This window comes from Roseovarius spongiae, assembly GCF_003651245.1.
GTDB lineage: Bacteria > Pseudomonadota > Alphaproteobacteria > Rhodobacterales > Rhodobacteraceae > Roseovarius > Roseovarius spongiae.
Genome location: NZ_RAPE01000001.1, coordinates 1263543 through 1277069, shown reverse-complemented (window position 1 = coordinate 1277069; position 13527 = coordinate 1263543). Strand labels below are relative to the sequence as shown.

Below are 13527 nucleotides of genomic sequence, written 5' to 3'. Positions count from 1 at the left end.
CGCAATGGCCCCGTCAGGGCCGGCCCCCGGTTCAGAGGCTCGAGGTGAAGAGCCCGGTGGCGTCGCCGTCTTCCGCGCTCCGCTCCGCGCGCGGCGCCAATGACGAGGTGAACGCGCCGGTGGCCTCGCCGCTCGCCCGGACCGGCCCCAGGGAGGAAGTAAAGGCCTCGACCGCGTCGCCGTCCTGCGCGGCGGTCGCGGTGGGGGCAAGCGACGAGGTGAATGCGCCCACGGCGTCGCCCGACTGGGCCGCCGTCGCGGACGGAGCGAGCGAGGAGGTGAACGCCTCTACCGCGTCGCCTGACTGGGTCGCCGTCGCGGACGGAGCGAGCGAGGAGGTGAACGCCTCTACCGCGTCGCCCGATTGGGTCGCCGTCGCGGACGGAGCGAGCGAGGACGTGAACGCCTCTACCGCATCGCCCGACTGGGCGCTCGCGGTGCGCGGCGACAGTGACGAGGTGAAGAGCCCGACGGCGTCGCCCGCAGCCGCCATCACACCGGCGGGGGCCAGCGAGGAGGTGAACGCCTCCACGGCTGCCCCGTCATGGAGGTTGGCGCTCTCGGCGGCTTGTCCGGCTTCGGAATGCGATTCTACTTTACGTTGTGCAGTCATCTTTGAATCTCCCCAGATTTCAGTTGCAGACCTCTTGACGCTTGCACTTTATGCGTGTGTTTCCAAGAAAAATTTTGAGTGGAAACAATCGAAGAGCTTAGAATCGACAACAGCTTCGACGCGTATCATCTTGATTCTATACGTATTAACTATTGTTAACTTTTCTCACGCGATGGTCATCGCAGCGGACCGCCAGCCACCATGTCGCTGTCCTCGGGACCGCGATCACTCTACCTAGACGTGTTCTTCTCAACCGCCCGGAGGCGCTTTCGCGGCCTCAGATCCCGCGGTTTCCACCGAATCGCCCCGCGCCGATTTGCCGATTCGCGGGCGGATGACGCGCCGCCTTGCACCCGCCTGCGCCATGCGCGATAGAGGACTGTGGCGGGGGGACGTGTCCATGAAAATCGCGAGCTTCAACATCAACGGCATAAAGGCGCGCATCAACGCCCTGCCCGAATGGCTGGACGAGGCCGACGCCGATGTCGTGCTGTTGCAGGAGATCAAGTCGGTCGACGAGGCTTTCCCGCGCGAGCTGTTCGAAGATCGCGGCTTCGCGGTCGAAACCCACGGCCAGAAGGGCTTTAACGGGGTCGCGATCCTGTCGCGCCTGCCGCTAGAGGACGTGACCCGCGGCCTGCCCGGCGACGACGCGGACGAACAGGCCCGCTGGATCGAGGCGACGGTGATGGGCGACCGGGCGGTGCGGGTCTGTGGCCTCTACCTGCCCAACGGCAACCCGGCGCCGGGGCCGAAATACGACTACAAGCTGGCCTGGATGGAACGTCTCCACGTCCGCGCGCAGGAACTTCTCATGCTCGAGGAACCGTTCCTCATGGCCGGCGACTACAACGTGATCCCGCAGGACGAGGACGCCCGCAAACCCGAGGCCTGGCGCGAGGACGCGCTCGCCCTGCCCGCGACCCGCGCGGCGTTCCGGCGCCTTCTGAACCTCGGGCTGACCGATGCGTTCCGCGCGCGCACCCAAGGCGCGGGCCATTATACGTTCTGGGACTACCAGGCCGGCGCATGGAACCGCGACAACGGCATCCGCATCGATCATTTCCTGCTCAGCCCGCAATGCGCCGACCTGTTGAGCGACTGCCAGATCGACAAGGCGGTGCGCGGGCGCGAGAAACCGTCGGATCATGTTCCGATCTGGGTCACGCTCGACGTCTGACACCCTGAAAGGGCATTTTCATGGACAACCTGCGTGGCAGCGCGCTCATGGTTCTGGCGATGGCCGGATTCGCGCTCGAGGATTACTTCGTCAAGCTGCTCTCCGAGGCGCTGCCGGTCGGGCAGATCCTGATGATGCTGGGCACGGCGGGCTGCACCGTCTTCGCGCTGTTCACCAGGCTTCAGGGCGGACGTCTCCTGACGCGCGTTCTGCTGTCGCGCGGCGTGATGCTGCGCAACGCGGGCGAGATCGTGGCCGCCGTGAGCTACGTCACGGCCCTTGCGCTCGCGGATCTCTCGACCGTTTCGGCGATCCTGCAGGCGACGCCGCTGGCGGTCACGCTGGGCGCGGCGCTCTTCATGGGGGCGCAGGTCGGCTGGCGGCGCTGGTCGGCGATCCTCGTGGGCATGGCCGGCGTGCTGATGATCGTGCGCCCGGGGCTCGACGCGTTCGAGATGTCCTCGGTCTTCGCCGTGGTCTCGGTCATCGGGCTGGCGATCCGTGACCTCGCGACGCGGGCGATCCCGGCAAGCGTCAGTTCGATGCAGCTTTCGTGTTACGCCTTCGGCACGATGATCCCGACAGGCGCGGTTCTGCTGCTGCTGGGCGGCGGGGCGCAGACGCCCGAGCCTGCCGGCTGGGCCTGGCTGTTCGGGGCGATGGTGTTCGGGGTGATGGGCTATTACTTCATCGTCGGCGCGATGCGCGTGGGCGAAGTCGCCGCGGTCACGCCCTTCCGCTACGCGCGGCTGATCTTCGCGCTGATCCTCGGCATGAGCCTTCTGGGCGAGCGGCCGGATTTCTGGACGCTCTTCGGCGCGGCGGTCATCATCGCATCGGGCCTTTACACGCTTGTGCGCGAACGCAGGCTGGCGCGGCGCGCCTACCGGCAGGCCAAGCCCAAGGGGCCGCTCTGAGCCGCGCAATTCCCTTTTGCCGGAAACCTTGCTATCCGACCCCGAGAATTCCGTTTACCCAGAAAAGGACCGACAATGAGCGGCATCATAGACATTTTCGCGCGCGAGATACTCGACAGCCGCGGCAACCCCACCGTTGAGGTCGACGTGATCCTCGAGGACGGCACGATGGGTCGCGCCGCGGTGCCCTCGGGCGCCTCCACCGGCGCGCATGAGGCGGTCGAGCGGCGCGATGGCGACAAGGGGCGCTACCTGGGCAAGGGCGTGCTCGAGGCGGTCGCGGCGGTGAACGGCGAGATTTGCGACAGCCTCGTGGGGATGGACGCGACCGAGCAGGTCGGCATCGACCTCACCATGATCGAGCTCGACGGCACGCCCAACAAGGCGCGGCTGGGGGCCAACGCGATCCTGGGCGTCAGCCTCGCCGTGGCCAAGGCGGCGGCGGATTACACTGCGCAGCCGCTCTATCGCTATATCGGCGGGACCGGCGCGCGGGTGCTGCCCGTGCCGATGATGAACATCATCAACGGCGGCGAACATGCTGATAACCCTATTGATATCCAAGAGTTCATGATCATGCCGGTGAGCGCGGGGAACATCCGCGACGCGGTGCGCATGGGGGCCGAGGTGTTCCACACGCTGAAGAAGGAACTGACCGCCGCCGGGCTGTCCACCGGCATCGGCGACGAGGGCGGGTTCGCCCCCGATATCGCCTCCACCCGCGAGGCGCTGGATTTCATCCTCAAATCGGTCGAGAAGGCCGGTTACAAACCCGGCGACGATATCTGCCTCGCGCTGGATTGCGCCGCGACTGAATACTTCAAGGATGGGAAATACGTGCTTGGCAGGGAAGGGAAAACCCTTACCTCGCAGGAAAACGTCGCCTACCTGGAATCGCTGGTGAACGACTATCCCATCATCTCGATCGAGGACGGCATGGCCGAGGACGACTGGGACGGCTGGATCGCGCTCACGCGCGCGCTCGGAGAGAGGGTGCAATTGGTCGGCGACGACCTCTTCGTCACCAACCCCACCCGGCTGGCCGAAGGGATCGCCAACGGCGCGGCCAACTCGATGCTGGTCAAGGTGAACCAGATCGGCACTCTGACCGAGACCCTGCGCGCCGTCGAGATGGCGCACCGCGCGCGGATGACCAACGTGATGTCTCACCGCTCGGGCGAGACCGAGGACGCGACCATCGCCGATCTCGCCGTGGCGACGAATTGCGGGCAGATCAAGACCGGCAGCCTCGCGCGTTCGGACCGGCTGGCGAAATACAACCAGTTGATCCGTATCGAGGAGTCGCTTGGCGAGACGGCGGAATATGCCGGGCGCAGCATCCAGCGCGACTGACCCTTGCTCACATGAATAGGGCGCGGCAAACCCTGCCGCGCCCTGTCTTTTCTCTGAAATGCGCCGCCTCTTACGGGCAGGGCGCCTCGTAGTAGGTGCCGTCGCCGCGTGCGTAGGCGCAGACGTTGCGCTGGTTGTTCTGCGCGACCACGGTGCCGGCTGCGGCCCCCGCGAGCGCCGAGATCAGGCGCCATTCCGAACTTGCGCCGAGGGCCTCGGCGGTGACGAGACCGGCCGCGGCGCCGCCGGCGACGCCTGCTACGGTGCGTTGCTCGGACGTCATCGTGTCGCAGCCCGAAATTGCCATGATGGATGCTGTCGCGATTGCCATGGTCCAGGTTTTCATGCTTGTCTCCTTTATTTGCGTTCGCAGTGGACCCGGGCCGGCATGATCTTCGCCCGAGCTACTCCGACGATAAACTGCGACATAGCGGGCTCGGTTCCATGATGGCCGGAAATTTACGTGGATTTCCGCCCAATTCGGCGCGGCGGGAGGCGCGGCCCCCGCTTTCCGCGCCGCCAACGTCGGAGATCCGGGAATCTCCGCGCCGCCGTGGAACTTTTGCCGGCCTCATGCGTGAGTACGCGAAAGGAACACCCGGGAGCGCCCCCCGCTCTTTCCGGGTCAGAGGGCGGATCGGCCCCGTTGCGATTGAACGAAAGTCACCAGTTGCCGGGTCGATCCGTCCTTTGCGTCAAGCGGCGCATCCCCCGAAAGGACATCCGCCATCGTCCCCGCCAGTTCCTTGCCCAGTTCCACGCCCCATTGATCGAACGAATTGATCCCGAGGATCACCCCTTCGACGAAGACGCGATGTTCGTAAAGCGCGACGATCTGGCCCAGCCGGAACGGCGTCAGCAGGTCGTAGATGAGCGTGGTCGAGGGCCGGTTCCCCGGAAAGACCCGATGCCGCGCCTGGCGCTCGCGCTCTTCGCCCTCGTGTCCCGCTTGGGCCATCAGGGCGCGCGCGGCGTCAAGACCCCTGCCCCGCATCAGCGCCTCGGATTGCGCAAGGCAGTTGGCGGCCAGCAGCGCGTGATGATGCGCCAGGTCGGGCTCGTGCCCGCGCGCGGCGACCATGAATTCGCACGGCACGATCTGCGTGCCCTGGTGGATCAACTGGTAGAAGGCGTGCTGCCCGTTGGTGCCCGGCGCGCCCCAGACGACCGGCCCGCTCTGCGTGGAAAGCGGCGCGCCCGTCATCGTCACCCGCTTGCCGTTCGACTCCATCTCAAGCTGCTGGAGATAGGCGGGCAGCCGCGCGAGCCGCTGGTCATAGGGCAGCACCGCGCGCGTCGGGTAGCCGCAGACTTGGTGATGCCAGATCCCGGTCAGCGCCAGCATCACCGGCATGTTCCCGGCCAGCGGCGCGGCGCGAAAATGCGCGTCCATCGCCGCGCCGCCGCGCAGGAAATCGTCGAAATCGTCCGGGCCGATGGCGATCATCAGCGCAAGGCCGATCGGCCCCCACATCGAATAGCGCCCGCCGACCCAGTCGCCGAAGGCAAAGACGCGCTCGGGCGCGATTCCGAACTCCGCCGCCTTCTCCGTGGCCGAGGACAGCGCCACGAACTGCGCCCCCGGCTCGGCCACGGCCTTGGCCATCCAGTCATGCGCGGTGCGCGCGTTGGTCATGGTCTCGATCGTGGTAAAGGTCTTGGACGCCACGATCACCAGCGTGCGCGCCGGGTCGAGCCCGCTCAGCGTGTCATGGATATCCGCTCCGTCCACGTTCGACACGAAGTGGCAGCGCGGCCCGTCGTGATACGGGCCAAGCGCGCGGGTTCCCATCTCGGGCCCGAGGTGCGAGCCGCCGATGCCGATATTGACCACGTCCTCGATCGTCCCGCCCGCGCCTTCGAAGCGTCCGCTGCGAACCTCTTCGGCAAGGCTGCGCATCCGCGCCAGCGTGTCGCGCACGCCCGACATGATGTCCTCGCCCTCGACCTCGATCGCGGGGCCGTCGGGGTTGCGCAGCGCGGTATGCAGCACCGCGCGCCCCTCGGTTTCGTTGATCGGCTTTCCGGCGAACATCGCGGCGCGGCGCTCTTCCACGCCGCTGGATCGGGCCAGATCGACAAGCGCGGAGCAGGCCGCGTCGTCGATCAATGTCTTGGAATAATCCAGCAGCACGCCATCGGTTTCCACCGAATAGGCCGCCGCCCTGTCAGCGCGGTCGAACAGCGAAAGGATGTCCTTGCCTTCCAGCGCCTCGCGGCGATCTTTCAGGACGTCCCACATCACGGGGCCCAATGCACTTCGAGGTCGTCCATGACCGCCGCCACGGGGGCGTCGTAGGGGCTCATCGTCCGGGCCTTTTCCAGCGCCTTGCGCTTGGCGTCGCCGGTGATGACGAGATGCTTGCGCATCGCGCCGTCCAGCACATGCGCGGCGAGGGTCACGCGCGGCTCGGGCTCGCCATCGAGGCGCATGGGCAGCAGGATAGGCGCGTCCCGGTCGAGCGCGCGCTCGAAATTGTCGGCGCCGCGGAACAGCGACGCGGTGTGCATGTCCTCGCCCATCCCCAGCAGCATGACCGAGATCGGCAGGCAGGGCTCGATCGCGGCGGCGAGTTCGTCCACCGCCTCTTCGGGCGTCTCGGTGCGGGCGTACATCGGCAGGTAGTTCGCGGCCGCCGCGCCGTCCACCAGCAGCCGTTCGCGCACGAGCCGCGTGTTCGAACGGATATGCGCCTCGGGGCGCCAGCGTTCATCGCTGAGCAGCACGTCGACGCGATCCCACTCGACCCGCGCGCCGCACAGATCGTCGAAGATCGGCCCCGGCGTCTCTCCGCCCGGCACGACCAGCAGCGCGCGGTCGCGATTGCTGAGCGCCGTGCGCAGATCGCTCGCGATGCGCCCCACGAGCGCAATCGACATCATTTCGGCATCGGCGTATTCGGTGATGTTCATGGTCTTATCTCCCGCCAGCGGCGTCCGTCCCGGTGTATGAGGGCAAGCGCGTCATCCGGCCCCGAACTGCCCGTCGCGTAGAGCAGCGGATCGTCGCCGGCCTCCTGCCAGCTTTCGATGATCGGATCGGTCCATTCCCATGCCGCCTCGACCTCGTCCCCGCGCATGAACAGGGTCTGATCACCGCGGATCACGTCCATGATAAGCCTCTCGTAGGCGTCTGGAAAGTCATCGCTGTCCGGCCCCAGCGCCTCGGCGAAACTCATGTCGAGCGGCACGTCGATCAGGCGCATGCCGCCCGGTCCCGGTTCCTTGATGGTCACGCCCAGCTCGATCCCCTCGTTCGGTTGCAGCCGGATGGTCAGAATGTTGCGGTGATGGCCCGCATCCGCGCCAAAGATCGAATGCGGCGCGTCCTTGAACACCACCGCGATCTCGCTCGCCCGGGCCTTGAGCCGCTTGCCGGTGCGCATGTAGAACGGCGTGCCGGCCCACCGCCAGTTGCCGACGCGCGCCTTGAGCGCGACGAAGGTTTCGGTGCGGCTGTCCGGCGCCTCGACCTGGTCGCGATAGGCGGGCCGGCCGTCGGCGCCCTCATACTGGCCGCGCACGATGTTTTCGGGCGTCATCGGGTCCAGCGCGCGGATCACCTTCAGCTTCTCGTCGCGCACCGCGGCGGGGTCGAACTTGGCCGGCGGCTCCATCGCGGTCAGGCACAGAAGCTGCATCATGTGGTTCTGCATCATGTCCCGCATCGCGCCCGAGCGGTCGTAGTATTCGCCCCGCGTGCCCACGCCGACCGATTCGGCGACGGTGATCTGGATGTGATCGACATACTGGCTGTTCCAGAGTGGTTCGAACAACGTGTTGCCGAAACGGATCGCCATCAGGTTCTGCACCGTCTCCTTGCCGAGATAATGGTCGATCCGGTAGATTTGCGCCTCGTCGAAATGCTGCGCCAGCGTCGCATTGAGCGCGCGCGCGGAGTCGAGATCGCGCCCGAACGGTTTTTCCACCACGATCCGGCTTTGGGCGTCCGCCAGCTTCCATTGATAAAGCCGCTCGGCGAGGTCGCCGAAAAGACCGGGCCCGACCGAGAAATAGAACGCCCGTATCCGCCCCTTGCGCAGCGCCGCGCCTAGCTCGGCCCAGCCGGCGTCGCTGCGCGCGTCAAGGGCGACATAGCTCAGCTGGCGCAGGAACCCGTCGAGATGCTCGGCGGCGCAGGCGTCGTTGTCGTCGAACTCGGTTATCGCGGCGCGGGCGAAGGCGCGGTAGTCCTTCGTGCTCATCTCGGCGCGGGCGGCGCCGATCACGCGCTCGTCCCCGCGCATCTGTCCGGCGCAGAACCGCCGGAAGAGCGCGGGCAGGATCTTGCGCCGCGCGAGGTCGCCCGTGCCGCCAAAGATGACGAGGTCGAACGGCTCGACGGGGATGACGCGCGATACCATTGCTTGCTCCGTATTGCTGACCGGCAACCTAGGACGTTTCCGGCCCGAGGGGAAACTGAACCTGAAATCGGGACACGCGCAACACCCAATCGGGCGCGCCGACCGGCGCGCGCCGCTCTTCACAACTGTGTCAGACGGAGTCGCGCCGCTTTTCTTGCGCCGGCGGAACGGCTAGGCGGTAGGAAAAGGACAACAGGAACGGGGAACGGGGAACGGGGATGAAGGACGTCGCCGAAAGCGCCGCCAATACGGTAAAATTCCAGGACCCGCGCATCACCGCCACGGGTGAGCCGCGCGCGCGCGTGGCGCTGACGCAGCCGCGCACGCTCTGGTTCAATACCGGGACGCTGTGCAACATCACCTGCGCCAACTGCTATATCGAAAGCTCCCCCGCGAACGACCGCCTAGTCTATATCACCTGCGCCGAAGTCATCGACTATCTCGATCAGATCGAGACCCGTGGCTGGCCGGTGCAGGAGATCGCCTTTACCGGGGGGGAACCGTTCATGAACCCCGAGATGGTGGCGATGGCCGGCGCGGCGCTGGCGCGCGGGCATGAGGTGCTTATCCTCACCAACGCGATGCGTCCGATGATGCGCAAATCCGTGCAATCCGGCCTCGCCGCACTGATCGCCGACCATGGCGACCGGCTCACCTTGCGCATTTCGCTCGACCACTGGTCAGAGGAACTGCATGACCGCGAACGCGGCAAGGGCGCCTTTGGGCGCACGCTCGAGGGGATGCTCTGGCTCAGGTCCATCGGCGCGCGCATGACCGTGGCCGGGCGCACCCTGTGGGACGAAAGCGACGCGCAGGCGCGCGGGGGTTACGCCGCGCTCTACGCCCGGCACGGGTTCGACATCGACGCGAACGACCCGGGCCAGACCGTGCTCTTCCCCGAGATGGACGAAGAGGCCGAAACGCCCGAGATCACCACCGCCTGCTGGGACATCCTCGGCAAGTCGCCGCGCGACGTGATGTGCGCGTCTTCGCGCATGGTGGTCAAGCGGCGCGGCGCCGACCGCCCGGCCGTGCTCGCCTGCACGCTCCTGCCCTACGCCCCCGAGTTCGAACTCGGCGCGACCCTTGCCGAGGCCGAGCGCGACGTCGCCCTCAACCACCCCCATTGCGCAAAGTTCTGCGTGCTGGGCGGCGCCAGTTGCTCGGGCTGAGCGAGGCGCAGTCCGCCGGCCTCATCCCTCGCGCAAGAGCCCCGCGCCGATTGTTCACGCTCAAATGCACTCGCTTTGCGCAGGGTGGCCGCCGGCGCGCTCTCAATCCCGAAGGTGATAGAGGGCGGCATTTGCCCTCACGTCAACGTCGACCGCGGCAGATAACGACAGGCGAAATGTGAGATGGCGCACCTGAGAGGATTCGAACCTCTGGCCTCTGCCTTCGGAGGGCAGCGCTCTATCCAGCTGAGCTACAGGTGCCTGCGCCGCGATATAGACCGCCCCGCCCCGGCCCGCAACGAGAAATCCGCGCCGGACCGGTCCGCGCCTCCTGCCCCTCAGGCAAGCAGATCGTGGCAAAGCTCGAGCGCGTCCACCAGCGCGTCGACCTCGGCTTCGGTGTTGTAGAGGCCAAAGGACGCGCGGCAGGTCGCGGTGACGCCCAGATGCTCCATCAGCGGCTGCGCGCAGTGATGCCCGGCGCGCACGGCGACGCCCTTCTTGTCGAGGATGGTCGAAATATCATGCGGATGCCCCGCCCCGTCGAGCGTGAAGCTGAAGATCGCCGCCTTGTCCGGTGCGGTCCCCTGAAGCTGAAGCCAGTTGAGCCCGCCCAGCCTTGAGAGGGCGTAATCGCGCAGCCGGTCCTCGTGCGCGGCGATGTTCTCCATCCCCAGCCCCATCATGTATTCGAGCGCCGCGCCGAGGCCGATCGCCTGCACGATGCCGGGCGTGCCGGCCTCGAACTTCATCGGCGGGTCGTTGTAGCTCACCGCGTCGCGGCTCACCTCGCGGATCATGTCGCCGCCGCCCATGAAGGGGCGCATCTCGGCCATGCGTTCGCGGCGCACGTAGATCGCGCCGGACCCGGACGGACCATAGAGCTTGTGCCCGGTGATCGCGTAGAAATCGCAGCCCATCTCATCGACATCGACCGGCATGTGCACCGCGCCCTGGCTGCCGTCGACCAGCACCGGCACGCCGCGCTCGCGGGCCGCCGCACAGATCGCGCGCACGTCGACGCGGGTGCCCAGCACGTTGGAAAGCTGCGTGATCGCCACCAGCTTCGTGCGCGGGCCGATGGCGTCGATCACCGCCTGGCTGTCAAGCGCGCCGGTCGCGTCCACATCGACCCATTTAAGCACCGCGCCCTGACGTTCGCGCAGGAAATGCCAGGGGACGATATTGGCGTGATGCTCCATCACGCTCAGCACCACCTCGTCGCCCGGCTCGAACCGCGGCATGGCCCAGCCATAGGCGACCATGTTGATTCCCTCGGTCGCGCCCGAGTTCAGCACGATCTGGCGCTCGTCCGCGACCCCGAGAAAGCGGGCGATGACGCCGCGCACGGCCTCGTATTTCTCGGTCGCGATGTTGCTGAGCGTGTGCAGCCCGCGATGCACGTTGGCGTATTCCTCGCCATAGGCGCGCGTCACCGCGTCGATCACGACCTGCGGTTTCTGCGCCGAGGCGCCATTGTCGAGATAGACCAGAGGCTTGCCGTTCACCTCGCGCCCGAGGATCGGGAACTCGGCCCTGACCTTGGCGATATCGTACATCTAAGCCCCTCCGGGAACGAGGACGGCGCCGATCGTTTCGGCGATCAGCGACAGCCCGATCAGAATCGCGATCACCGCGACGACCAGAACGCCGACAGTCTTGAAAATATTTGCAAATCCATGCGCCCGGTCGAGGAACGCCACGAAGATGACAAGCCCCCACACGGTCGCGACCAGCGACAGGAGCGCGCCGACCAGCGGGATCGCGAAGACCAACAGCACGATCGCCAGCCGCGCGACCAGTTGCAGCGCCTGGAACCAGGTCACGATGGCGAGGATATCGGCGGTCTGCCCGGTCCCGCCCATCGCCCGGCCCGCCCATGTCAGCGCGAAGATCGTCATCACCAGCGACAGCACGATCGCCCCCGCCACCAGCAGCGGCGAGCGCAGCGCCGGCCCGAACAGCGCCATCATCTCAGGGTCGCCCGGCGGCGCGACCTGGAACAGCGCGAGGGTCACAATCGCGTTGAGAACCGCCATCAGCACCAGCGCCGTCCACAGCCATTGCGCCGACAGCCCCATCCCGAGGATGCGCCCCGCCGCGCTGCGCGGCGCGAACAGGCTCTCGCGGGCGAGATCGCGGAAGAACGGAAAGGTCATGGCGCGCCCCATTCCGCCTCGCGCAGTCCGCCGATCCAGAACCACGCGAAAACCGCGCACCAGATCAGCCCGACCGCCTGCAACGCCGGCCCCGACCCGATAAAACCGGCGACCAGCCCGTTGAGCAGCAGAACCGGCATCGACGCGAGGAACGCCCAGAACAGCGCCAGCCGCGCGCCATAGGGGCTGCCCCGCCCGCCAAGGGCGCGCGCGCCCCAATGGCTGAGCAGCGCCAGCAAGTAGAAGATCAGAGGCGCAAGGAAGACCCACGCCAGCAGCGACGCGCCGAGATCGGCGTTCAGCTCGCGCCCGGCGAGATGGGCCTCGCGCGCGATCCGCGGCCATTGCGCGACGAACATGACCGCGCAGCCCGCCATCAGGATGGCGAGCGCGCGGTCCTCGCGCGGACCCGCCGCAAGCAGGCGGCGCATGACGCGTCCCGGGCCGCGATAGGTGGCCACGATATCGCGGGTGACGGGCATCAGCCGCGTCGCCGCTCCAGCCAGCCGGTGAGATGCTCGACCACTTCCTCGCGCAGCGCCTCGTCCTCGATCTCTTCGACCGCCTCGGCGAGAAACGCCAGCGTCAGCAGATCGGTCGCCTCGGGACGCGGCACGCCGCGCGCGCGCATGTAGTAAAGCGCCTCCTCGTCGATCGCCCCCGAGGTCGACCCGTGCGAGCAGACCACGTCGTCGGCGTAGATCTCGAGCTCGGGCTTGGCGAGGAACTGGCTGTCGCCGTCCAGAAGCAGCGATTGGCTGATCTGGTAGCCGTCGGTCTTCTGCGCGCCCTCCTTGACCAGGATCTTGCCCTGGAAGACGCCCGTTGCGCCGTTGCGCAGCACCTTCTTGAAGACCTGCCGGCTCTCGCAGCGTTCCGCGTCATGGGTGATGAAGACGGTGTCGTCGTGGTGGAAATCCCCGTCGCCCATCGCCGCGCCCGCGACATGCGCGATGGCGTCGTCGCCGGTCAGCTCGATCACGCACTCGTTGCGGGTGAGCACACCGTTGGCCGTCATGGTGAAGGATTTGAACCGGCTTTCGGCGCCCAGGCGGGCGAAGACATGGGTGGCCGCGCGCCGCTCGTGGTCGCGCCCCTGGGCGCGGACATGGTGGAACGACCCGGTATCGGCCACGTCCACCTCCATCGCGGTGTTGAAGCGCGCGGCCCCCGGTCCGGTTTCGAGCAGCGTGATCTCGGCGTCCGCGTCCACCTTCACAAGATGGTGGAGCACCGCGTCGGACGTCGTCGATTCATGGTCATAGATCAACAGGATCGGCTTCTCGACCCGGCCCGTCGCATGCAGGATCACGCCATCCGTCGCCGCCATCGTGTTGAGCGCGGCGAAGGGCCGCTCTACCGGGTCCTGACCGCGCGCCTCGAGCACGCCGTAAAGATCGCGCGCCCAATGGATGTCTGTCTCGGCCGCATCCGCCAGCCGCTCGATCGTCACGCCTGCAAGCGCGAGGTCGTCGCTCGCCGCGGCGTCGAAGACCCCGTCGGTAAAGACGATCCGCAAGCAGTCCATGCTCCGGAAGATTCCCGCCTCGCCGGCATCGAACAGCGCCGCCTCGGGCGGCGTCGCCTGCACCAGCGTGTCGGGCCGGGTAAAGCGCCAGTATTCGTCGCGCGGCCCCGGCAGACCCATCCGGCGCAGCCGTGCCTCCGCCGCCTCGCGCGCGCCGCGCGTCCAGCCGGCGTCCTTCGGAAAGTCGAGCGCGGCCAGCCGCGCCTCGGTCGTCGTCTGTTTCGTTTCGGGCAAGGCCATT

The 13527-nt window shown here is 67.1% G+C and carries 13 protein-coding genes and 1 tRNA gene; 4 read left to right on the top strand and 10 right to left on the bottom strand.

The window, feature by feature from the left end:
- Window positions 1-31: 31 nt before the first annotated feature.
- Window positions 32-613, bottom strand: coding sequence for a DUF6749 family protein (locus D6850_RS05935; RefSeq protein WP_121164683.1), 582 nt, complete (start codon window positions 611-613; stop codon window positions 32-34).
- Between the two features lie 400 nt (window positions 614-1013).
- Between D6850_RS05935 and xth the strand changes: the two genes are divergently transcribed.
- From xth to eno, 3 genes are all read left to right on the top strand, one after another.
- Window positions 1014-1793 carry an exodeoxyribonuclease III gene (gene xth, locus D6850_RS05930; protein ID WP_121164681.1) on the top strand — a complete coding sequence of 260 codons (780 nt, stop codon included), beginning with the start codon at window positions 1014-1016 and terminating at the stop codon, window positions 1791-1793.
- A gap of 20 nt (window positions 1794-1813) precedes the next feature.
- Window positions 1814-2710, top strand: coding sequence for a DMT family transporter (locus tag D6850_RS05925; protein ID WP_121164679.1), 897 nt, complete (start codon window positions 1814-1816; stop codon window positions 2708-2710).
- 75 nt (window positions 2711-2785) lie between these two features.
- Window positions 2786-4063: a phosphopyruvate hydratase gene (gene eno, locus D6850_RS05920; protein ID WP_121164677.1), complete on the top strand. Its 1278-nt coding sequence runs from the start codon at window positions 2786-2788 to the stop codon at window positions 4061-4063.
- 70 nt (window positions 4064-4133) lie between these two features.
- On the opposite strand, the gene D6850_RS05915 is transcribed toward eno, so the two are convergent.
- The 4 genes from D6850_RS05915 to zwf all read right to left on the bottom strand — a co-directional run bounded on the left by D6850_RS05915 (window position 4134) and on the right by zwf (window position 8427).
- Entirely contained in the window at window positions 4134-4409 is a 276-nt protein-coding gene (locus tag D6850_RS05915) for a glycine zipper 2TM domain-containing protein (protein ID WP_121164675.1), read from the bottom strand.
- Window positions 4410-4688: 279 nt separating this feature from the next.
- Window positions 4689-6305, bottom strand: coding sequence for a glucose-6-phosphate isomerase (gene pgi, locus D6850_RS05910; RefSeq protein ID WP_121164673.1), 1617 nt, complete (start codon window positions 6303-6305; stop codon window positions 4689-4691).
- Window positions 6305-6976: a 6-phosphogluconolactonase gene (pgl, locus tag D6850_RS05905; protein ID WP_121164671.1), complete on the bottom strand. Its 672-nt coding sequence runs from the start codon at window positions 6974-6976 to the stop codon at window positions 6305-6307. Before pgl ends, pgi begins: the two co-directional genes overlap by 1 nt.
- Window positions 6973-8427, bottom strand: coding sequence for a glucose-6-phosphate dehydrogenase (gene zwf / locus D6850_RS05900; RefSeq protein WP_121164669.1), 1455 nt, complete (start codon window positions 8425-8427; stop codon window positions 6973-6975). The genes pgl and zwf overlap by 4 nt, the downstream gene beginning before the upstream one ends.
- Window positions 8428-8645: 218 nt before the next feature.
- Here zwf and D6850_RS05895 point away from each other — a divergent pair, with 218 nt between their 5' ends.
- The gene (locus D6850_RS05895) at window positions 8646-9599 is read left to right on the top strand and encodes a radical SAM protein (protein ID WP_121164667.1); all 954 of its coding nucleotides are present in this window, start codon (window positions 8646-8648) and stop codon (window positions 9597-9599) included.
- 184 nt (window positions 9600-9783) lie between these two features.
- On the opposite strand, the gene D6850_RS05890 is transcribed toward D6850_RS05895, so the two are convergent.
- The 5 genes from D6850_RS05890 to D6850_RS05870 all read right to left on the bottom strand — a co-directional run bounded on the left by D6850_RS05890 (window position 9784) and on the right by D6850_RS05870 (window position 13526).
- Window positions 9784-9860: transfer RNA gene (locus D6850_RS05890), tRNA-Arg, on the bottom strand.
- A gap of 77 nt (window positions 9861-9937) precedes the next feature.
- Window positions 9938-11158 carry a cysteine desulfurase gene (locus tag D6850_RS05885; protein ID WP_121164665.1) on the bottom strand — a complete coding sequence of 407 codons (1221 nt, stop codon included), beginning with the start codon at window positions 11156-11158 and terminating at the stop codon, window positions 9938-9940.
- The gene (locus tag D6850_RS05880) at window positions 11159-11758 is read right to left on the bottom strand and encodes a Yip1 family protein (protein WP_166434000.1); all 600 of its coding nucleotides are present in this window, start codon (window positions 11756-11758) and stop codon (window positions 11159-11161) included.
- Complete coding sequence (locus D6850_RS05875) at window positions 11755-12240, bottom strand: YIP1 family protein (protein WP_121164661.1); 486 nt, start codon at window positions 12238-12240, stop codon at window positions 11755-11757. Before D6850_RS05875 ends, D6850_RS05880 begins: the two co-directional genes overlap by 4 nt.
- Complete coding sequence (locus D6850_RS05870; RefSeq protein WP_121164659.1) at window positions 12240-13526, bottom strand: SufB/SufD family protein; 1287 nt, start codon at window positions 13524-13526, stop codon at window positions 12240-12242. The genes D6850_RS05875 and D6850_RS05870 overlap by 1 nt, the downstream gene beginning before the upstream one ends.
- Window position 13527: the final 1 nt, after the last annotated feature.